At 39.2% G+C, this 22,175-nt stretch carries 16 protein-coding genes, 1 other RNA gene and 3 pseudogenes; 9 read left to right on the top strand and 11 right to left on the bottom strand.

Translation table 11 applies throughout. The features are described from left to right. Together C1642_RS08855 and hemB are read right to left on the bottom strand one after the other, a co-directional pair. Positions 1–619 (bottom strand): NAD(P)/FAD-dependent oxidoreductase (locus C1642_RS08855; protein ID WP_146035321.1); only part of this gene is annotated, 619 nt, incomplete at its 3' end. A gap of 25 nt (positions 620–644) precedes the next feature. Then, positions 645–1,658: a porphobilinogen synthase gene (gene hemB, locus C1642_RS08850; protein ID WP_000222569.1), complete on the bottom strand. Its 1,014-nt coding sequence runs from the start codon at positions 1,656–1,658 to the stop codon at positions 645–647. A 142-nt stretch (positions 1,659–1,800) separates the two neighbouring features. Here hemB and C1642_RS08845 point away from each other — a divergent pair. The 7 genes and pseudogenes from C1642_RS08845 (at position 1,801) to C1642_RS08815 (ending at position 9,746) form a co-directional block, all read left to right on the top strand. Next, positions 1,801–2,297: pseudogene (locus tag C1642_RS08845) on the top strand (thioesterase family protein). Positions 2,298–2,566: 269 nt separating this feature from the next. After that, a complete protein-coding gene (locus C1642_RS08840) occupies positions 2,567–3,718 on the top strand; it encodes an EmrA/EmrK family multidrug efflux transporter periplasmic adaptor subunit (protein ID WP_000128703.1) in 1,152 nt (383 codons plus the stop codon). Between the two features lie 6 nt (positions 3,719–3,724). Then, complete coding sequence (locus C1642_RS08835; RefSeq protein ID WP_000857095.1) at positions 3,725–5,248, top strand: DHA2 family efflux MFS transporter permease subunit; 1,524 nt, start codon at positions 3,725–3,727, stop codon at positions 5,246–5,248. A 303-nt stretch (positions 5,249–5,551) separates the two neighbouring features. Next, positions 5,552–7,537, top strand: coding sequence for a gamma-glutamyltransferase (gene ggt, locus C1642_RS08830; protein ID WP_103236213.1), 1,986 nt, complete (start codon positions 5,552–5,554; stop codon positions 7,535–7,537). A 164-nt stretch (positions 7,538–7,701) separates the two neighbouring features. Next, positions 7,702–8,061: a transfer-messenger RNA gene (ssrA, locus tag C1642_RS08825) on the top strand. Positions 8,062–8,170: 109 nt separating this feature from the next. Further along, positions 8,171–8,746, top strand: a pseudogene (locus C1642_RS08820) (class I SAM-dependent methyltransferase). Further along, on the top strand, positions 8,739–9,746 hold the full coding sequence (locus C1642_RS08815; protein WP_031962975.1) for an HNH endonuclease domain-containing protein: 1,008 nt from the start codon (positions 8,739–8,741) through the stop codon (positions 9,744–9,746). The pseudogene C1642_RS08820 and the gene C1642_RS08815 overlap by 8 nt, the downstream one beginning before the upstream one ends. A 26-nt stretch (positions 9,747–9,772) precedes the next feature. Here the strand turns inward: C1642_RS08815 and C1642_RS08810 are convergent, their stop codons facing one another. From C1642_RS08810 to C1642_RS08795, 4 genes are read right to left on the bottom strand one after another with little or no spacing between them, the layout of a single operon-like run. Further along, positions 9,773–10,468 carry a M48 family metallopeptidase gene (locus tag C1642_RS08810; protein WP_103236212.1) on the bottom strand — a complete coding sequence of 232 codons (696 nt, stop codon included), beginning with the start codon at positions 10,466–10,468 and terminating at the stop codon, positions 9,773–9,775. Beyond that, a complete protein-coding gene (locus C1642_RS08805) occupies positions 10,465–13,545 on the bottom strand; it encodes a type I restriction endonuclease subunit R (RefSeq protein ID WP_083009077.1) in 3,081 nt (1,026 codons plus the stop codon). The genes C1642_RS08810 and C1642_RS08805 overlap by 4 nt, the downstream gene beginning before the upstream one ends. Before the next feature lie 36 nt (positions 13,546–13,581). After that, a complete protein-coding gene (locus C1642_RS08800; protein WP_004743509.1) occupies positions 13,582–14,727 on the bottom strand; it encodes a restriction endonuclease subunit S in 1,146 nt (381 codons plus the stop codon). Continuing rightward, positions 14,724–17,447, bottom strand: coding sequence for a type I restriction-modification system subunit M (locus C1642_RS08795; RefSeq protein ID WP_103236211.1), 2,724 nt, complete (start codon positions 17,445–17,447; stop codon positions 14,724–14,726). The genes C1642_RS08800 and C1642_RS08795 overlap by 4 nt, the downstream gene beginning before the upstream one ends. A gap of 351 nt (positions 17,448–17,798) precedes the next feature. On the opposite strand from C1642_RS08795, the gene C1642_RS08790 reads away from it, so the two are divergent. After that, positions 17,799–18,749, top strand: a complete 951-nt coding sequence (locus C1642_RS08790) for a hypothetical protein (RefSeq protein ID WP_083009074.1) — start codon at positions 17,799–17,801, stop codon at positions 18,747–18,749. Positions 18,750–18,858: 109 nt separating this feature from the next. Here the strand turns inward: C1642_RS08790 and C1642_RS08785 are convergent, their stop codons facing one another. From C1642_RS08785 to C1642_RS08765, 5 genes are all read right to left on the bottom strand, one after another. Then, positions 18,859–19,386: a hypothetical protein gene (locus C1642_RS08785; RefSeq protein ID WP_083009072.1), complete on the bottom strand. Its 528-nt coding sequence runs from the start codon at positions 19,384–19,386 to the stop codon at positions 18,859–18,861. Positions 19,387–19,519: 133 nt separating this feature from the next. Then, positions 19,520–20,008 carry a hypothetical protein gene (locus C1642_RS08780; RefSeq protein WP_031997774.1) on the bottom strand — a complete coding sequence of 163 codons (489 nt, stop codon included), beginning with the start codon at positions 20,006–20,008 and terminating at the stop codon, positions 19,520–19,522. Positions 20,009–20,022: 14 nt separating this feature from the next. Beyond that, positions 20,023–20,631, bottom strand: a complete 609-nt coding sequence (locus C1642_RS08775) for a hypothetical protein (RefSeq protein ID WP_000046085.1) — start codon at positions 20,629–20,631, stop codon at positions 20,023–20,025. A gap of 9 nt (positions 20,632–20,640) precedes the next feature. After that, entirely contained in the window at positions 20,641–21,186 is a 546-nt protein-coding gene (locus C1642_RS08770) for a PAAR domain-containing protein (protein WP_083009071.1), read from the bottom strand. Between the two features lie 198 nt (positions 21,187–21,384). Then, positions 21,385–21,669 (bottom strand): hypothetical protein, encoded by a 285-nt coding sequence (locus C1642_RS08765; protein ID WP_000675265.1) that lies wholly within the window; start codon positions 21,667–21,669, stop codon positions 21,385–21,387. Positions 21,670–22,089: 420 nt separating this feature from the next. On the opposite strand from C1642_RS08765, the pseudogene C1642_RS19145 reads away from it, so the two are divergent. After that, positions 22,090–22,175 (top strand): annotated as a pseudogene (locus tag C1642_RS19145) (helix-turn-helix domain-containing protein); the annotation flags it as partial.

The raw sequence follows: 22,175 nt of genomic DNA, 5'->3' as shown, positions 1-22,175 counted from the left end.
AAGCGCCCGAAGTTATTACAAAATGGTCTGCTGTATGTTTGCGGCCATCTTCGGTTTGGAGCGCCTGTATCACATCACCTTGTTGAATCAGTTTTTTAACAGGAGTGTGCTCAAAAAACTCAACGTTTGGGTGTTGTTTTAAATAGCGAATCAGGGACTGTAATACGCGTGGATTACGAATATTAGACAGTTCAGGGAAATAAATGGCTTCTTGAAACTGATCGGAAATATGTGGATTAACTTGTTCTAGCGCATCTCGCTGTAAATATTCACAGCGCTGCATCGGCTCTTGATGCTGCTCGGCGTAGGAAAGCCCGATGTCAAAATCTTCTTCATCAAAAATTAGCATGCCTGTGTCATGAATTTCAAAATCAATCCCTGTAACAGGGTAGAGCTTTTGGTTCCATGCTTGATAAGAGGCTTTGCCAAATTGGGCAAGTTGGTTCACTGCATGCACATAGCGCCACGGGTACATCGGAGAGAGAATACCTCCACCAGCCCAAGAGGCTGCTTGTCCCGCTTGTTGTTGATCAAAAATGCTGATGGTACAGCCTTGTTCAACCAACTCCAGCGCAGACATTAGTCCACTTATGCCCGCGCCAATGATTGCAATATGCATGCAGTGTTATCCTTTCTCTGCGAACTTAGTTCATTTCCTTGAGTTTTTCAGCAGCGGTTTCTGCAAAGTAAGTCCAGATTCCGTCTGCACCAGCGCGGCGGCAACACATGAGCGATTCTAAAATCACTGAGTCTGATAACCAGCCATTTTGAATTGCGCCAGCTAACATTGCGTATTCGCCACTCACTTGGTAAATGAATGTCGGAATACCAAAGGTATCTTTCACTTCACGTACCACATCCAGATATGGCATGCCCGGTTTTACAATCACCATGTCAGCGCCTTCTTGAATATCAAGCGCGATTTCATGTAACGCTTCGGCACGGTTGGCAAAGTCCATCTGGTAGTTATATTTATTACCACCTTTTAGGTTGGATGCAGAGCCAACAGCATCACGGAACGGACCATAGAAGCTAGATGCGTATTTTGCAGAGTAGGCCATGATGTTGGTATAGATGTGACCATTGGCTTCTAAAGCTTGACGAATTGCGCCAATACGGCCGTCCATCATGTCACTTGGTGCAATCACTTCGGCACCTGCTTCTGCGTGACTTAAGGCTTGTTTAATCAAGCATTCTACAGTCTCGTCATTTAGCACATAGCCAGTTTCATCAATAATGCCGTCTTGACCATGAGTCGTGTATGGGTCGAGGGCACCATCGGTAATTAACACCATTTCTGGTAATTCTTTTTTAAGCAAACGGCAGGTGGTTTGTACTAAACCATCTTCACGCCATGCAGCTTCTGCGGTAAGGCTTTTATCTTCTTGAGGTGTTACAGGGAAAAGAGCCAGTTTGGATACACCTAATTCCAGAAGTCTTTCAGCTTTTTTCAGTAATAAATCTGCCGACAAACGCTGAATGTTTGGCATACTTGGAATATCTTGGGTTTGATTTTGTCCCGGTAATACAAATACTGGATAAATCAAGTGATTGGTAGTGAGCTGTGTTTCGCTGACCATCGCACGCAACTGGTCATTTTTACGGATACGGCGCATGCGAGTAGCTGGAAATGCAGGACGATTGAACGTATAAGTCATAACAATCTCGATGTTCGGTATTACACTAGGATAGGTTGGCGGATATTCCATTACTGTCAACCGACTGCTGTATTGTAGCCCCATAATGCTGGATTTGTACAAAATTATGGGTGTTTATCATGCTTTTAAATTTAGGCAACGTATGAGTGATGAAAAGAAAAATTGGACGGGGAACATACAATTAGGCGCCAAAACCGACCTAAATGTGGTTCTCAACCAATTGTGTAAGGCGTTTAACAGCTGTCCATTTTTTAAGCATAGTGGAATGATTATGCGTGTGGTAGATGGGCACATTGAAGGCTATGTTGAAAGCAACCTGACCTCATTGGCAATTTGGCTTTTCAGGTTTTGCATGGTGGTGTGGCTGCAACTTTGCTTGATAGCATTGGTGGAATTGTGGCAATGGAACATCTCTATCGCCGTTCAACCCCCGAAACCCTGCCTGAAACCATTAAACAGGTTACACGCTTGGCAACTGTCGATATGCGTGTAGATTATTTGGCACCGGGGCGTGGTAAATATTTTATTGCACGTGCCGAAGTCCTACGTTTAGGCCGCAAGGGCTGTACCATGCGCATGACCATGGTCAATGATGAAGATAAACAGATTGCTGCCGGCATTGCCTCATATGCCTATTAATCTAGGCATTTTAAGCATTTAAAAAGCGCTCAGGGCGCTTTTTTTCATATTAAAAAAGATAAAAATTTCACAAAAACTTTGAGATAAACATTAATTTAATTAGAACGAACGCATTAGTTATATTTTTTTATTCTCATATCATGAGGTTTTAGCGTTAAAATTGTCTCCTTTGACAATGCGGTATGTCTTGTTTATAGAAAAATAAAAACTCTATAACAAGGTGTAGTGCGAGATTGATGGCAAAGCCAACTCATCTTTAGGAACATACCATGACTGATGCACAAAGCAATGTACAAGAAACAGTGCCAACAACATCTGCCTCGGATGACAACATGCAAAACAAGCGCAAAAAATTTCTTGGTTTCTTTGCGCTGATTTTATTGATCGCCGCTATTTTATATGCAATCTGGGCATTATTTTTAAATCACTCGGTGAGTACGGATAATGCTTATGTCGGTGCAGAAACCGCGCAAATTACCTCAATGGTTAGCGGACAGGTCGCTCAGGTTTTGGTAAAAGATACTCAAACAGTACACCGCGGTGATGTGCTGGTTCGTATTGATGACCGTGATGCCAAAATCGCGTTGGCCCAAGCCGAGGCAGAGCTTGCCAAAGCAAAACGTCAATATAAACAAACTGCGGCAAACAGTAGTTCTTTAAACTCTCAAGTGGTGGTTCGTGCTGACGAAATTAATAGTGCTAAAGCACAGGTTGCTCAAGCACAAGCCGACTATGACAAAGCTGCTTTAGAACTGAACCGCCGTGCACAGCTTGCGGCATCTGGCGCTGTGTCTAAAGAAGAACTCACCAAAGCACAAAGTGCGGTTGAAACTGCTAAAGCAGGGCTAGAGCTTGCTAAAGCCGGCCTTGCACAAGCGACTTCTAGTCGTAAGGCAGCCGAAAGCACCTTAGCTGCAAACGAAGCGTTAATTCAGGGTGTAAGCGAAACCTCGACTCCGGATGTACAAGTTGCACAAGCGCATGTAGAACAAGCTCAGCTTGACTTGGAACGTACCGTGATTCGTGCACCAGTTGATGGTGTAATTACACGCCGTAATATTCAAGTTGGTCAACGCGTTGCACCGGGTACAAGCATGATGATGATTGTGCCACTCAATGATTTATATGTAGATGCTAACTTCAAAGAAAGTCAGTTGAAAAAAGTCCGCCCAGGTCAGCCAGTCACATTAACGTCAGATTTATATGGTGATGATGTTGAATACCACGGCAAAGTGGTGGGCTTCTCTGGTGGTACAGGCTCTGCCTTTGCCTTAATTCCGGCTCAAAACGCAACAGGTAACTGGATTAAAGTGGTTCAACGCTTACCGGTTCGTATTGCACTTGACCCGAAAGAACTTGCTGAACACCCATTACGTGTTGGCTTGTCGATGGAAGCAAAAGTCGACTTATCTGCGAAGTAAACGCTTATGAAAACGCAAACACCTTTTGCCGAGTTAAGCGGTGGCCGTTTACTACTGGCAGCGTTTGTTATTGCCTTGTCGAACTTTATGGTCGTACTTGATACGACCATTGCCAACGTCTCTGTACCGCATATTACCGGTAACCTTGCTGTTTCAAGCACACAAGGCACATGGGTCGTTACTTCATATGCAGTTGCAGAAGCGATTTGTGTACCTTTAACGGGTTGGCTGGCAGGCCGCTTTGGAACGGTGCGGGTCTTTATCTTTGGTTTAATTGGCTTTACGGTCTTTTCTTTCCTGTGCGGTTTGGCAACATCGTTAGAAATGTTGGTGTTTTTCCGTATTGGGCAGGGCCTTTGTGGTGGTCCACTTATGCCACTCAGCCAAACCTTGCTTATGCGTATTTTCCCTCAAGAAAAGCATGCGCAGGCAATGGGCCTATGGGCAATGACCACAGTCGTCGGGCCAATTTTAGGACCAATTTTGGGTGGCCTAATTAGTGACAACCTGTCTTGGCATTGGATTTTCTTTATTAACTTACCTGTTGGTATTGTCTGTGTATTAGCAGCAATGCGCTTGTTAAGAGTAGCCGAAACAGAAACTATTTCTTTAAGAATCGACACTGTTGGTTTAGGCCTGTTAATTCTGTGGATTGGTGCGTTACAGCTTATGCTCGACTTGGGGCATGAGCGCGACTGGTTTAACAGCACGAGTATTGTGGTTTTAGCTTTAACTGCCGCCATTGGCTTTGTGGTGTTCCTGATATGGGAACTCACCGACAAACACCCCGTGGTGGATGTCAAAGTCTTTAGGCATAGGGGCTTTGCCATTTCGGTACTGGCCTTGTCGCTCGGCTTTGGCGCATTCTTTGGCAGTATTGTACTGATTCCGCAGTGGCTGCAAATGAACCTTTCTTATACCGCGACGTGGGCCGGCTATTTAACTGCAACGATGGGCTTTGGTAGTTTGACCATGTCACCGATTGTGGCAAAACTTTCGACCAAACATGACCCGCGTGCGCTGGCGAGCTTTGGTTTAATTTTGCTGGGTATTGTGACCTTAATGCGGGCATTCTGGACCACAGATGCCGACTTTATGGCACTGGCTTGGCCGCAAATCCTGCAAGGTTTTGCAGTGCCGTTCTTCTTTATCCCACTGTCTAACATTGCACTTGGTTCGGTACTCCAGCAAGAAATTGCATCTGCTGCGGGCCTCATGAACTTCTTAAGAACCATGGCAGGGGCGATTGGCGCTTCAATTGCAGTCACAGTATGGGATGACCACGCCAAAGTTGCCCGTAGTGAAATGGTGTCAAACCTACATACGACTGAAGTACAAAACACACTTTTGCAAAATGGTTTTACGGCTGACTCGACGCTTGGAATTATTTCAAATCTAGTCGATAAAGAAGCCATTACCATGTCGGCAAACCATGTGTTTTTACTGTTTGCGATTGTGTTTGTCTTTGCGGGGCTGGTGATTTGGCTGTGTCCAAAACCCAAACAGGTCAGCGGTATGCCTTCTCACTAAATATCAAAAGGCATCTCTTCGGAGGTGCTTTTTTTTAGGCCTACTACAAAATGAGCGAGTTTATAAATAGCAGATTTTGCCTGTATTTAAAGAAATAAAGCATGCCAGAATTGGGCAAATCAGTTATAAAAGAGTGTGATAACAAACAAGGAGACATCACACAGAGCATAAAATAAACACCCTTAATCATTTAATATTATTAAAACTTTATTTTTAACAAAGATTAAAAACTGAAGACCTGAAAACAAAGAAGCTTGCATGGCAATTGCATGGATAGGCAGGCGTATATATTGGAGTTATCACGTGAATAAAAGATATTCATTTTTGTTCAGTAGTTTATTAGCAGTCGGTTTATTACAAGGATGTGGAGATGACTCCTCGTCAGATCAGCCCAAGGATGATTCAAATACAACCCCGCCCAATTTAATTGTAGATAATGACCCGACCAGTTGTAGCAAACTGGCCCAAGACGGTTCAAGCGTGGTGGTCGGTTCAAACCAAAATGGTGACCCCGCCGCGCCAGAGGGTGCATCGGGTTATAGACTCGGTAACACGGTTAAATACGCAGATAAATATATGGTGGTGGCAAATACGCCACTTGCGGTAAAAGCAGGTTGTGATGTTTTAAAAGCAGGCGGTAGCGCAGTCGATGCAGCCGTTGCGGTACAAGCGGTGTTAGGTTTGGTCGAGCCACAGTCGAGTACCATTGCCGGTAGTGGTTTTATGATGTATTACGATGCCAAAACCAAACAAGTCACGGCTTATGATGGCCGTGAAACCGCACCAGCGGCAGCCAACGAATATTATTTAATTCGCCAAAATATATATGACCCAAATTCACCTCCGCCTGTACCAAGTGCCCGCCGTAGCGGTCGTTCGATTGGTGTGCCGGGTGTGATGCGTTTATTGGAACAAGCACAAAAAGAGCATGGCAAACTTAAGTGGAACCAACTTTTTGGTGAAGCGATTGGTTTGGCTGATAACGGTTTTCGCATTCCGGGGCGTTTGGCAGATGCCATTGCAAGTAATGCAAGCAATTTAGCACTTGATGCAAATGCAATGGCGACTTATTTCTACCCAGATGGATCACCACGTAAAGTCGGCGAGACCATGACCAATAAAGCCTATGCCAGAACACTTGAAGCACTCGCTTCACAAGGGGCAAACGCACTGCACACTGGTCCAATTGCGCAAGCCATTGTGGCAAAAGCAGGGCAAACCGTGGGTGACGACCCAGCACGGACTCCAATTACCCCAAGTTTGATGACCTTGCAGGATTTATCAAACTATCAGGTAAAAAAACGCGACCCGATTTGTACAACGTACCGTGACCGTTACTATGTATGTACCATGCCACCTCCATCTTCGGGAGGAATTGCAGTTGCACAGACGCTGGGTATTTTAGAAAACTTTGATATGTCGCTTTATCCACCTAAAAACCCTGAAAATGAAGGCGGTGTGCCCGATGTGATGGGCGTGCATTTAGTGTCTGAGGCAGAGCGTTTGGCCTATGCTGACCGTGACAAATATGTGGCAGATACCGACTTTGTTGCTTTACCAGCACAGGGTATTCCAAGTTTTATTGATAAAAACTACTTAAAGCAACGTGCAGCATTGATTAACCCGAACCAGAGTATGGGCGTAGCACCAGCAGGTAATTTCAATATAGCGGCAGGTGTAGATACCACTGTTGAGCATGGCACAACTCAGTTTACGATAGTAGATGCCTATGGCAATGTGGTTTCAATGACATCGACTGTTGAATCGAGCATGGGTTCATTCCACATGGTGGATGGTTTCTTGCTGTCAAACCAGTTAACTGACTTTAGCGCAAACCCTTATGACAGCACTGGGGCACCAGTTGCCAACCGTGTAGAAGGCGGCAAACGCCCACGAAGTACTATGGCGCCAACCTTAGTGTTTAAAGGCACCACGCCAGATGAATTTTATATGGCAACAGGTTCACCAGGTGGCGGTACCATCATTCAATATGTAGTTAAAACTTTGGTGGGTGCATTGGACTGGAACTTAAATGCACAGCAGGCGACTTCGCTTGTAAACTTTGGCGCAACCAATAGCAAAAACACCAATATTGATAGTTCAAACGTACAGCTTTCTTTAGTTGACCTAATTGAAGGCTTAAAAGCAAAAGGGCATGGCATTTCTAACACTGCGCAAACCAGTGGTATTTCAACGATTATGAAAGTAAATATAAATAATCAAAGTAAATATGCAGGTGGAGTAGACCCACGCCGTGAAGGGATCGTGTTAGGCAATGGTGCTTTATAGAGCAAGCTTTTAAAAAAAAGCTGTCATTTTTGGCAGCTTTTTTTATAAGGGGCCTTGAAAAAAACAAAAGGCACTCAATTATGTAAGTATGTTCATCAGTGGCAGACTGTTGATAAAATGCACAGCATTTTATTTTAGTTATGCTATGATGTGCAGACATTCATGGGGATGTTATTGGCTTCGACGCCGGTGATGAAACTCATAGATGCATGCCGAGAGCGCATTTTCTCTCGTAAATAAAATTTGCATTTAAATAGTCGCAAACGACGAAACTTACGCTCTAGCTGCCTAAGGGCCGCTTGTCCGCTTCCTAGAATACTTGTGGTCTGGGAACCCGACTGAAGCGCACGCACACAAGTCCGTATAGAGTCAAGCCTCGGGGCTTTATACCAAACTTAGAGGATCGCACCTTGTACCCTGTTCGTCGGGTCACTTGGTGTTAAAACAATAGACGATATCTAAGCATGTAGTATTCTCGAGCGTAGTGCTGGCGGACGCGGGTTCAACTCCCGCCATCTCCACCAAAATTCGTAAAAAGCCCTGGAACGTAAGTTTCGGGGTTTTTTTATTAATAAGTTTTTTATTGAATACTAAGCTACGTGATTGAATTATTTATTTTTATTATTATAAACAATTGATTGCTATAATAATTTTGCAGATGACTTATTGATGCAACGTTGAACCTTGATATGGAGAGCTTATACCAACCATTTTTAGCTGAATTACCAGAATCTGCTCGTATCCTTGATGTGGAGTGTGGATCTGGTCGTGACACATTGGCTTTTAAAACATAAAGGCTATCACATTGATGCAATCGACTATTCAGAAGAACTGGTAAAAAGAGCAACCTCTCTTACAGGCGCTTAAATTAAGTTACAGAGCTTTTATGAGGTCTGTGAGTATGGAGTTTATGATGGAGTCTGGGCATGTGCATCTTTATTGCATTGTGAACGTAGTGGTTTAGCTGAGGTCGTAGGAAATTTGATAAATGCCTTGAAACTAAATGGCGTGCTGTATATGTCATTTAAATATGGCGACAGTGATCGAGAAAAGGATGGTCGGAAGTTCACAGATTTAAATGGAACTCAGGCAAAGGCATTACTTGAGCATTTTGATGTTGTTCAACAGATCCAGCATTGGATTACGGCAGATCAGCGACCTGAACGTCAAGAAAAATGGCTCAATCTACTTTGGAAAAAATATGCCTGATTTTATTCCTACAGCACCAGAACAGCTAAAATTTCTCAAAAATATTCAGCTGATTTTGCAGTCGGGTAGTTTTAGTAGTACGTATAAGTTTGCATTACTGATTAGTCTCAGCCGATTGGCTATTGAAAAGGGTGAAGACTCAGGTGAGGGCCTATCACTTGAATATGCCGAGATTGCAGAAAAGTTTATTGAACTGTATTGGAAGCAGGCTGTCCCATATACCTTTAATGATGAAGGAATACTGATTTTGAATCAGAACAATGGCAAGCAAGCCGCTATTGTGAATCTAATCATTGAACTTCGGCAGAGCTACTCATCTCTTGGACTTTTACGACGAGATTCATTCGTATGGTTGAAGCTAGTTAAGGATGTAGCAAGAACAGTAAAAGAAATGCCTGTTCGTTACTTGCAAAATATCAATGGTCAAAATTTTGAGTTCTTATATCAGCTCGATCGGTGTGGAAAGCAATTGATCCTTTTGCCTCAAGTCATGTTCTGCTTAAGACAATTCAGTGAGATTATTGAAGAGCTTTGTCAAAAACGTTGGATTGACTATATCCGTAAAAACAACACTAATGCACCAGTTTTGAATCAGCTACCTAATCTCGAACAATTCATGTTTGAGCCGAGCCGCAACCAGTTAAATGCTGTAGCAAATGTCTTGGTTGAGTTGCAAGACTGCAAATGTTTTTACTGCAATAAGCCGATGCGAAAAGGCAATTATGAAGTCGACCATTTTATCCCTTGGTCAATGTACCCGTCGGATACAGGACATAATTTTGTATTGTCAGATTCAAATTGTAATTCTAAGAAAAGTAATTTGCTTGCATCAGATGAGTTTTTGTATAAGTGGTATGATCGTAATGAAGAGCAAGACTTAATCATTGTAGAACGAATAGCAGTGTTGGGTTTCCTAACAGATAAAGAGCGCTCGCATAAGGTGGCGGAGTGGGCTTATGCACAGGGGAGAGAAAATAATTATGTCATTTGGCATGGTTAGATGATCGATCAAAGCTAAATGCTCCTTTAACCAAAATGTAAAGGCATCTCGCCAAGCATTTGCTTGCGGTGTTGCCAATCGGGCATATGTTCATCTAAAAGACTAATAAATCGGTCACCATGATTTGCTTCAAGCAAATGTATAAGTTCATGAACAATAATATATTCAACGCTCGCTTTGGGCTTTTTAGCAAGCTCGGTATTTAAACGAATATTTTTGTCTTTGGGATTGCAGCTACCCCATTTGGTTTTCATGGTACTTACAAGCAATTTGTTCGGTTGAACCTGCAGCTTTTCAGCCCACTGTAAAATCAGAGGTTCAGCAAATTTACGTAATTCCTTTCGATACCAACGATTTACGTATTTTTGACGTTGCTCTAAGGTGTAATCTTCTGGGCAGAGAAAGACCATATTAAATGAGTCATATTTGATAGATGGGCGTTCGGCTCTTGCGACGCTAAGCAGGTAACGTTGCCCCCAAATATAAATACTTTCTCTTTCGACATATAGACGTTTGCTTTCTCGGGATTGTTGCTTAAACTTTTTTTGTTCTTTTTTAATCCAAGAAAGTTTAGAGATTGCATAGAGTTTTAACGATTCTTCAGACACATATGAAGGAGCCGTCATTTTGACAGTACCTTCAGGTGGATAAACACTTAAATGAATGTTTTCAATATCTTTAAGTGTTAGGTCAATCGTAATATCACCAATGCGGATAATCATCTAAACTCGTCGTGTCCTGTGAAGATATCCATGAGTTTATCTAATAAATTTTCATCTTGGATTTGTTTCTTAATCATATTCCGTAATTTTGAGGTTTTAAGTGGATGTGTTTGCCAACCTGCAGGTTTATTGTTTAGCACAAATTCATGTAGTTCGAGAGCTTGTTCTTCATGATTAAATAAATTGAAGAGAGCCTTTTTACCCGTGGTATCGATTCTAGCACTGGTTTTAACTACTGTACCTGAATGTACTTGCTTAGCGAGTTGTTCAATTTTCTTTAAGTATTCCGCATAACGGTCTGCACTGTCCTTACGGATTTTAATCACTTCTTCTAACAATCCTGACATTTTGGCATGGAAAGCAGGGTCAGCGAGATGGTCTTTAATTAAGGTACTACGGATGTTATTTTCAATCGTTTCTGCGACTGAGTTTCGATCCTTCATATTGTTTAATTTTTTGGTGATTGTTTCTGCAATACCTGTTTCCACAATCAATTGAATCAGGGTCTTATCTTCAAATGAGCTGACTTTTACCGAATTCTTAGCATCGATATAATTATCAATCAGATAACGCATATCTGCTTCAAAGGTTTTGAGGTCGAGATATTCACCTGCACGTAAACGAACCTTTTCTCTTAAATCTAAATAAAAGGCTTCTCTGGCTTTAATTTCTTTAATTTCTTCAGCAGTATAACCAATTTCTGCCAATTCATCTTTGGCATTGGCAAAGGCACGGAAGAAGGTTGCAACAGACTTATACAAGGTAATACGTCTTTGATATGTGGCTTTAAGATCATCAGGGTTTTCTGAATTGCCACAGAAGAACTTTAGGCGATCTTCTTCACAGTTATTGGATTGCACCATTTGCATCAGCAAATTGAGTTGCTCCATCGCATTGTCTAAATGCTCTTTCGCCATAATTTTACGATTTTTAATCTCAATTTGTGCTTCTTCAGATGCTGAAGTGTCTAATTCAGAGTTATAAACGGCAATGGCTTTTGCCATTTTCTGAAATAGGTTTTTATAGTCAATAATTAAACCGTATTCTTTGTCGGCAGTGTCTAAGCGGTTAGTACGACAAATGGCTTGGAAAAGTCCATGATCTTGCATCGATTTATCTAAGTACAAGACTGAACAAGAGGGTGCATCAAAACCTGTCAAAAGCTTATCGACAACAATCAGCAATTTCATTTCTGTTGGATGATCGACAAATTTTTTCTTTGCGTTATCGGTATAGGTTTCTGCTTTGGTTTTTTGAGGTTCAGATTTTACATTTTGCAAAATTTTTTCATAAGTTGCATAAATGTATTGGTCTTCCGTTTCGGTATGGCTATCAACAATAGATTTACTGACTTTAGCAGGACTAGGTTCATAAGAGGTAATTAGCGCACAACGCTTTCGTAGAATCGGGGAGTTACTATCTTGAATTAAATTGTAGTACTTACATGCTTCATAAATGCTTGATGCGACTAAGATGGCAGTACCACGTTCTTTAAGTCTCGGAATTCTTCGCATAAAGTCATTATTGATATCGAGCATGATTTTACGCATGCGTTGCTCAGAACTATTCAGTTTCTGGCGTGTACCCCATTCTTTTTTCAGCTCGACTTGTTGCCATTCGTTTAAATTACGGTTGCGCACGGTTTCTTTAAACCAATCATCAATGGCATCTTGATCAGAGATGTATTGATCGACATCACGTGCTTCGTATGCCAAGTCTAGAATAACACCATCTTCTACCGCTTCTTTAAATAAGTAAGTGTGAATATAACCACCAAATACTTCTAAACTGTTTTTCGCATCTTTTTTCAGAAGTGGTGTTCCGGTAAAACCAATCATTACGGCTTGTGGAATGATAGCTTTCATATAGCGGTGTAAATCACCACTTTGGGTACGGTGACATTCATCAATAAAGACGATCACCTCACCAAATACTTTAGATTTTTGTTTGGCAAGATCAGCAATGAAGGCATCAATATCTTCAACATCACGCTGTCCGAACTTATGGATGAGGGTACAGAGTAAACGTTCCTCAGGATTTTGTAACGCACTCATTAAGTTTGCACTACTGCTTGCACGAGTGACTTTTCGACCTGATTGCGTAAATACTTTTTCAATTTGTTTATCGAGTTCGTCACGGTCAGTAATGACGACAACACGGGCATGGGGTTTATTTTGTAAAATCCATTTAGCAAGCATCACCATCAAGATACTTTTACCTGCACCTTGGGTATGCCAAATAATCCCACCTTGTTTTTTATTGACGTATTGTTGTGCCGCTTTAAGACCAAAATACTGATGTGAGCGAGGCAGTTTTTTGACGCCAGCATCGAAAATAATGCAGTCGTAGATGATTTCTAATAGGCGGTCTTGGTTACATAAGCGACGTAAATATTTAAACAGAATATTATCTTCTTCGACGTCTGTATCTTCTTTCCAATTTAAATAAAATTTAGATGGGGTGAGGGTCGTTCCGTATTGCAAGCCTTGTGAAGTGTTCCCTGCAATTAAAAGTTGTGTGGTATTAAAGAACCAAGGGTTAAACTCAGCTTGTTGATTGGAGACCAGTTGAGCAATACCTTCACCGAGTGACACACTGCCACGTTTTAGCTCTATCACACCAATGGCAATACCATTAACGTATAACACGAGGTCAGGACGACGTTCTGCTTCAACGCCTTTAAGCGTGACTTCTTCAGCCACATAAAAGCGGTTATTGGCTCGGTTTTTCCAGTCGATGAGAAAAATAGTTTTTTCATTTTCTTCGGCGCTCATTTTAACGCCGACGCCCATACGCAATTTGCCATAGAAGGCTTTATTGACTTCGTATAAGCCATCGTATTTATTTGACAGAACTTTATTTAACTCGTCATAAACCTTACTGATTTCATGGTCTGAATGACCTTGAGATTTTAAGAATTCGGTTAGATATTCAGGTTCAATATTGCTATTGTTTTCACGGTACTGCCAGTTACCTAAATAGCTAAATCCTAGGGTTTGTAATACAGCAATGACTTGTTGTTGGGTATGTACTTCATTGTTTACGGTATAGTCCATATTAATTGTGTCTAAAGTCATGTTGTGTATTACTCCCCCTAAAATTTTATATATGCTCTAGGCCAAACGAATTTCGCCAGTGAGTAGTTTTTGCATCATGCCTTGTTTTAAGAATTTTGCTTTGCTTAATTTAATATTTAAGACCTCAATTTCTTTTTCAAGGTTTAAAATAATGTTAGCAATTCTTACTTGTTCATTTTGACATTTAGGAAAATAAACAGGTATATCTCCAATTTCATTCATATTAATTTTTTGAGGTGTTGCATTGATTAAAGAACGGCTCAAAGTATCTTGTAAGAATTTCGGAGTTTTACTATAAGCATAAAAGTATTTTGAAAATTCTCTATTTTTGAATTTAAGAAGTGCCAAACTTACATAAATACTCGCATTAATGTCCCAATCGATAAGTTTAGTAACTCCGACGCTACCAATTCTTGTCATTAAAATATCACCATTTTCAGGTTTACATCTTCTTATCAGAGTTTCATGTTCCTCTTTTGAGATGTATTTAACATCAGAGAACTCATTGTTTGTGACATTTTCAACACTATAGAAAGGAATTCCTTCTTGTGTATATTTAGGCGTATAATGTGTTCCATCATTTAAGTATGTACATAGATCAGAAAGTGGGTTCACTTCCCATTCAGCATTATTAAAATCAAAAATTGAGATTAAAGATGCCTCTTTTAATTGCTTTTTCTTTTCGATGAGCTTTTCTAATGCAGAAATATAGTTATCTGCATCAGTTAAGGCTTGAGCAATTTTTTGTTGTTCGGCTAGTGGTGGTACAAGAGTCTCAAGTTTTAAAAGTTTCTCAACTGATAAACCTGGTTGTGCTGAGGCTTCTGAGAGTTTATTTAAGTTAAGCCTTGAGAAGTTATAATATAGAAATTTAGTTTCATTCTCATTATTTGCTTTCACTGCAATTGCATGCTCAGAAATAAAACTTTTACCTTCAACATAATTTAAGTTTCCACATAAGGCGCCTTGTCTACCAATTAATGTATAAGCAGAATCATGTGTAAAGGTTGAGGTATAACCACGTAATCCATTACCACCATAAACAGGGAATAAGGTTGTATCTTCGGAAATATTTTCTGAAGTAATAGAAAAACCACTTTTAAAAGAACAAGTCATATCTTTTAAATTTTTTAATTCCCAACCTGAAGGCAGTCGAATTTCATTGATTAAACTATTTTTCATAGCTCAAACCCCATTGCAACTAAATGAGCTTCAACTTGTTTCTCTAAATCTTCAACACTTTGCGTCAATTGCCCTAAAGTAAACTCATAACGCTCCGCCAACTCACGTACACGCACCGTTAAACGCTGTGCCACACGCTCAACATCAGCATTAATTTGCTTGGCTAAATCGGCAAGCCATTTATCATCGGTTACCAATTCCTTAATTTCAGACTCGGTTAAATTGGCATAATAATTAAAGGTATCGGTATCCAGTTTGGTTTCTAAATCTTTGATCAAAGTCTTTTGAGCTTTAATCTTGTTGGTTAAATCCATCCAACGATAAAGCACCGCCAAATTATCAAAGTTATCTAGCGAATCTTCACCTTGATTATTTTTGATTAACTCAGAAATACCATTTTCAAAAATCTCATATTTATTTTTCATGAGTTTTTGTGCATTTTTCAATTGCGTAAAGGCAGTAGCATAACGCTCAATAATCGACTTTTCTTCGCTCGACTGCTGTTCAGCAAAAGTAGCCATCTTTTTGGCTGTGGTATTTTTGGCTTTTAGCATTAAGGCAATAATCGTATTTTCTTTTTCTAAACCGTCCAAAATACCTTGCACATTTTCCAATTGTTGCTGTGCTGCACTGTAAATTGAAAAATCAGCTGCATAGGCCTTTGGAGCAGCATCTAACACTTCAGATTGCCACAGTTCTTTCACGTCTCTGTCTTTAATGCCTTGCTCAAGAATATCCTCATCACCTGAATGATTTTCTTCATGCTCAGTCAGTTCTTGGGTCAGTTCATCTAACTTGGCTTGTTCACGTGCCAATTCATCACGTCGATCAGCAAAGTAACGATTAATCACCATTTCTTTTGGTACTAAATCGGCTTTCCAACCTTTATCCTTTTGCTGACCTTTTACTGTTTCAATAATACGCTCAGCATTGACCTTCCAATCATCTGCAGCAATGATATAAGCATCATCCTGCATAATGCCTTCCCAGTAATCCATCAAAATTTGATAGATACTGTAATGATCAACAAGATCTTGACCCTTATAGTGGGCAAGTAAAGATTCTGACAGTTCAGTAATTAATTCTTTAGGCTCGAATTCATTGGCTTTGAGTGATTTAAGTTTGACTTCTGCTTGATCTGCCCAGACTTGGAAATGCGCTTGCATTTTTTCTTTAAATGCAACGAATTCTGCATCTTGGTTGATAAAACTTTTTACTTCATGTGTTGCACAGTTAAGCGCAGCATAACCCTCACGTAGAGGACTGAACAGTTTGGTTTTAAGCTGAGGACAAACTTTCCAATAGTCGGCTAAATCTTCAATATCTGCATTTGGAATACCACCCTGTAAATGCGCTTCAATATCTTGGATATCTTCAGCTTCACTATTGTCGATATAACGTGGCAAATTCAGGTTATAGCCGTTTTTAATGATTTCATCTAAACCAACCATACGTGCATAACGCTCATCATGCGCTTCAGGATGTTTAAAGGCATCAATGATTTTATGCAAATCACGCTCACGTAAACGGTTTTTTGCACCATCTTTAATAAAGCCTTGGCTCGCATCAATCATTAAAATGCCTTTACGAGCTGCGGCATGTTCACGATCAATCACGATAATACAAGCAGGGATACCCGTACCGTAGAACAAGTTGGCAGGTAAACCAATAATGGCTTTAATAAAACCATAATCTACTAGTTTTTGGCGAATATCGGCTTCCGCATTACCGCGGAATAAAACACCGTGAGGTAGAATACAGGCAGCTTTTCCTGTCGATTTTAGTGATTTAATGATGTGGAGCAGGTAAGCGTAATCACCTTGTTTTGATGGAGGAATACCAAAATCTTCAAAGCGACCATAGATATCGGCATCTGCCGTAGAAATATCTAAGCCCATCGACCATTTTTTATCTGAAAATGGCGGGTTAGCCACAATGAAGTCAAAACGTTGGAGTTCCCCATCGACAAGAAATTTAGGCGTTGCAAGTGTATTCCCTTGGCGGATTTCTGCCGTGGGTGAACCATGTAAGAACATGTTCATTTGTGCCAATATGCTTGTCGAAGCATCTTTTTCTTGACCGTATAACGAAATATCATCACGGTTAGATTTAGCAGCGACACGAAGAAGGAGGGAACCTGAACCACAGGTTGGATCGTAAACCGTGGTATCACCACGAGCTTCAAATTCATCAATACCAACAATCGAGGCAACAATACGGCTAACTTCTGTTGGTGTATAGAATTGACCTTTACTCTTACCACTTTCAGAAGCAAAGTGCCCCATCAAATATTCAAACGCATCACCAAGTAAGTCATCGCCATTGGCAAGATGATTTGAGAAATCAAGTTCTGGTCGTTGGAAGATCGCGATTAGGTCGGTTAAGCGATCTACTTTTTCTTGACCATCGCCAAGTTTGGTTGAGTCATTAAAGTCAGGCATTGCCTTAACATTTAGCGCACAGGCTTCGGCAAGCGGGGCAACGATTTGTTTGTTGATTAGGTCTCCAATTTCAGCATTACCTTTAAGTTCAATCATGGCACTAAAAGTTGCCGATTCTGGAATCTCAATAAAATCTAATTGTTCTTTTTTATCACTGACATATTTAATAAAAAGTAAAACTAAAATGTAGTCTTTATATTGGCTTGAATCCATACCTCCACGCAGGTTGTCACAGCTTTCCCAAAGTGAAGAATAAAGTTCTGATTTTTTAATAGCCATAGTAACTGCAATATAAAAGCTTGAATGGAAGTTGAAATGAATATTATCAAAAAAGGAATGAAAAGATTTTTTTTAAATAGAGCGAGTCATACAAAAATAAGTTTTTTTTTGAAAAGTACGCCAATATATGTCGCACTTAGATGATTTGCTAGAGATATACCTCGTCTATAGAATATTGTGGCAAGTAATCTTGGTATTTTATACCTAAATTTTTGGACATTACTAAACAGTATGCCGGGACATACTCTGAAATTTTGGGAAATTTTAAAAGATGATTACTCCGCTGGGGAGCGGTTTAAGAAAAAGGTAATCATCTATTCTTAAATAATTTATAAGATTTGGTTAGACTAAATGAACAATTTAATAAAGAAATGTTTAAACACTCTGGGACCGTGGCATGAAGTAGTGGTGACAATTACCAAAGGGAGTATTGCAATAGGTGTGTTGTGCTTAGTCACTTATCTTTTAACAATCGGTTATATCCCTTCAGAAATTAGCTTTGGTGATACACTTGTTTTTTTACTAATTTTCGCAGCTTGTTCTACTGCTTATTTTGCATTAAGTGTAGTGTTATTTTTATTAGGTATGTCCTTGATGCCAGTAATATACATTATATTAAAATTAGCTAATAAATACTTACCACCTCATAAGCAATTCAGAGATGACTTGCCTTTTCCAAAAATTAGCATTAGTACATTTTGTTTATTCATTTATTTTATATATACATTTTATGGTTTATTTTTCGTATTCTGGCAAGTAAGTCTCTATGCAATTATTACAGTAAGCTTAATTGCTTTTCTAACGTATGCTTTTTATGTTAATCGTCAAGATATCCATATTTTTAATAAAAAGTTTAAAAATATAGAGGAAATTATTGATGACACTAGTGCAAGTGAAAATCTTAAAACATTTGCAAAAGAAAAACTGAAAAGTTTAGAAAATTCTAAAAAAAATTGTTTACAAATGGCTTTTTTTCTTATTACAGTTCCACTGGTTTATATGTTTCCGTTTGGGGATGTTGGTAAAGTATTTCTTAATACTACTATGCAAAATACAGGGGTAAGAATAGAAAAAGCAACGTTATATATTAAGGCACCTTATGCAAATTTAATTGCACTACCAAAAACAACCACTAAAGAACTAAGTCAAGACCAGATTTTTATTTTTAAGGATATGAAAGTTCCCTTTCAAGGGATTGGTAAAAACACTTTAGTTTCTTACAAGGTGAAAGATATAGAAAAGCAGTTAGTCATTCCTAATGAATACATTACTGTAGAGCGAACAAAAAAGATCGATAAGTAAATCTATACCTCATTGTTAATCAGTTAACTTATTCCTCAAGGCCCCCGTGCCACAACAGAACTTTAATTCTCTCTAGAAAAAGCCCTGAACAATCAGGGCTTTCTCTAGCTTACTTTAATTTTTTACATTCAATATCATTTAACGGTGAATCGGTTTTCATTATGATTTTTTCAATTTTCGGTTGAAGGGCCAAAGCCTCTTTTGAAAGTTCTTTAGCTTCAGCAGAAACTTTGCTCCCGTTTTTTTCTTTCAGTTTTATATATTTTTCGATGTATTTATTACTTACACATAATGAATCTAAAGCATCAATAGACATCTTACTTTTTTTGCCAGAAGCCATTAAATCTAGATCATCATTAAGCTTTATGTCTAAAGAATCGTAAGTTGTATTGACTGCATACATTAAAAAAGTGGCATAACTTAGCAACTGATCATTAGTTTGAGTTACCTTGTTAACTTCATTGTATGCTGCTTTATATAAGGATTTTGTGTAATAAAGCTGATTAAACTGGGCATAGAGTGATGCTTCATATGCTTGGTTTATATCAGCTTCAGTAATCCCATGTTTCTGAGGGCGGACTTGGCTACACGCTACCGTTAAAAGAGACAATAAAATAATACAAAGTTTAGATTTCACAATTAATTAACCATTTTTTATTCAGGCAGAGGAATATATAACTAGATTCAACTATAACTAATTTATAAAATTAGCTATTAAAAGCTCCTATTAATTAGAGCTTTATATATTAATATTTAATTAATATTTTCAACTATTTACAAACTTGCTGGAAAGTTGCTAAAGACTTGTCTTTGCTATCTCTTAGCTTGATAATTTCATTTCTTGCTTCGTATAGTTGCTTAACACTTTTTTTTGTGTCTTCGGTGATATTGGCTTTATATCGCTCATCCATATTATTTATATAGTTTTGCATGTAGACGGTCAGCCAACAGACATCGTTGAGGTCGGTATAATCAAACTTATTTTTATCTAAGCCAGTTAACCAATTACCATACTCATCATTCAGTAGACTTTGTGCAGTTCTTACTTTTACAAAAGTATTTTTGAAAATAATCTCTTTTAGAGCTGGCTCTTGTTTTACATCTTTATTGGCTTCCAAAATCAACTTTCTATTATCAGTAACGTAATTCTTAAAGTCCTTTTGAATAAATGTATCTACATCCTCTTTTTCAGATGCTTTACATCCATTGAAGCCAACCAAAAGAAGCGGTGCTAAAAATATTAATATCGTTTTCTTCATATTATTACTCGTGACTAGAAACTACTAAGTGGCGGTGTATATTGATATTGTCGTATAAACTGCGATACGGTAGCACTATCATAAGGACGGCCAAATACTTTCTTATACATATTCTCATTAATTAGATATGGTCCATTATTCTCATGGATGGCAATAGCATTTCCCGCTAAAACAGGCTTGTTTGCATTGGAAAGAGCAAGATCAATAACTTCACCAAAATTTTTCTTAGCAATTGCCATGCGTGCTGTAAAAGAATCTTTGGCAAGTTCCCTGATAAAAGTTGAGCCTTCATTTAAGGAATGCTTTTGAGCATACATCGTGAACTTAAGATACATCATTGTATGAAAAGAATATCTTTCTAAAACTGATTCACTAAACTGACGTAAATCATACTCAAGCCCGAAGCGAATTGCTAAATCATGTTCAAAAGGTATTCTGTTTTTAACACCATCCCATTGACCTTGATTCATCATAAAGGTGTAAGGCACTGTAGTATGATAATTAAGAATTTTAACAATACTATTGCATAACAATGGGTCTAATAATTCATCTGCATGACAGACTTTAACTTCATTATCTAAAGATGGAATTAATGTTGGTGAGAAAACTCTATCTTGTGCCATTTTCAATCCTTAAAGTGGAGGTAACGGTTTAGAAGCATCAATGGTCTGAAACTCTACTTCATCTGGTGAGTCAGCATTGATGACATGGGTTTTACCTTCTTTATCCGTCCAACCGGTTTCTACTTTTCCATCTTTCTTGTAAATAATTGAATAGGGAATTTCACTAAAAACTTTTTGGGTCTTTTCATCCTTTAATTGGAACTGAATACCATATTCTTTAGATTTTTCTTCTACAAAACTATCTTGAGTTTGAGCTTTACTCACTGGTGAACTTTGAGCAGAACCCCCACCATTGTCTTGAACTACTAAGTTCTGTTGTGGAAGTAACTTACAGCCACAGGAAAGAGAGTCATTAACACGGGCAGCAGCTTTACCAAAGATTTGCATATACGGGTCGCCTGACACAATGGTTGCAACAACTTTATGAGTTGGGCAGGTAGCTTTGTCACCGACACAAGCAACGGGAATCCCGTCAATTAGGAACATGCTGTTCCCGGAAATTACTTTACCGCCACCACTAGTAGGGCAGCCTATTGTTATATATGGTGTTGCCAAATTTATTTATTCCTTCTTATCTTTATGAAGTGTCAAAATCATACCAAACAGGGGGTAGACAATACTGTATATTTTTATTGTTCAGTAGAGTTAACTTATTTCCTAAGGCCCCCGTGCCACAACAGAACTTTAATTTTTTGCGCTGATTTAAAGTCATCCACCATTGCGACACAGAGATAAGGGAGCTAAGCCAAACGCTTAGCCCATGTCGTTTTTATCGCACCGCCGCATCACACTAAAAAAAGTAGGGGCAAAGTCCTGTGGGAGAGCAGGACTTTGCAAACTGACATGTTCTAGACGTTGCATAAGCTGAGGCGAATACACTTGTTCGAGCCGTTGGTAAATACAGTCGCAACTGGCTTGAGTGTGCCCACCCGACAGGCAAATTTTTTCAAACTCCTGCTGAGTGTGGAGGTCACAACCCGAAACGCTGTAATCGCCTACAACAAGGCCTAAAACTAAAATAGTTTTATAAAATTTCATATTATTCTCGTGATGATTTGGGGATATCTCAATGAGAAAAAATAAACCGCTATATTTTAAGTTTTAAAATCATTTTTAAAGGCAATAGTTAACCCGCCTATAAAAGAAATAAAATAAAATGACTTAAATTTTAAAATAAAAATAATTTATAGATTTAAAACTTTAGATAATAGAAAACCTAAATTTTAAATAAATAAAAAGTTTATAAGGGAGAGGGGATAAATATATATCGTGGCATGGTCAACTCCTTAAATTGTATGGAGCTCTACCACCAAAAATCACCGTCAATTGATTAGGGTGGTAGAACGAAAGGGGGTTAGCAGACTGGGATCCAAGGGACCAGCACGCACGAGGGCGTCCCCCTCCCGTCCTGAACTGCACCCCATAAGTTAGACTTTTTAAACTTATGAGGTGTGCCCTATGCCAATTCCGAAGCATTCAAAAGAGTTAAAATTAAAAGTCATTCAAGCTTATTTAGATGGAAGTAAAGGATATAAAATCCTTTC

Origin of the sequence: Acinetobacter sp. AKBS16 (assembly GCF_002899995.1) — a bacterium.
In the GTDB taxonomy this organism is placed as follows: Bacteria; Pseudomonadota; Gammaproteobacteria; order Pseudomonadales; family Moraxellaceae; genus Acinetobacter; species Acinetobacter baumannii.
The sequence above is the reverse complement of the archived record's forward strand: the minus strand, read 5'-3'. Positions and strand labels throughout refer to the sequence as shown.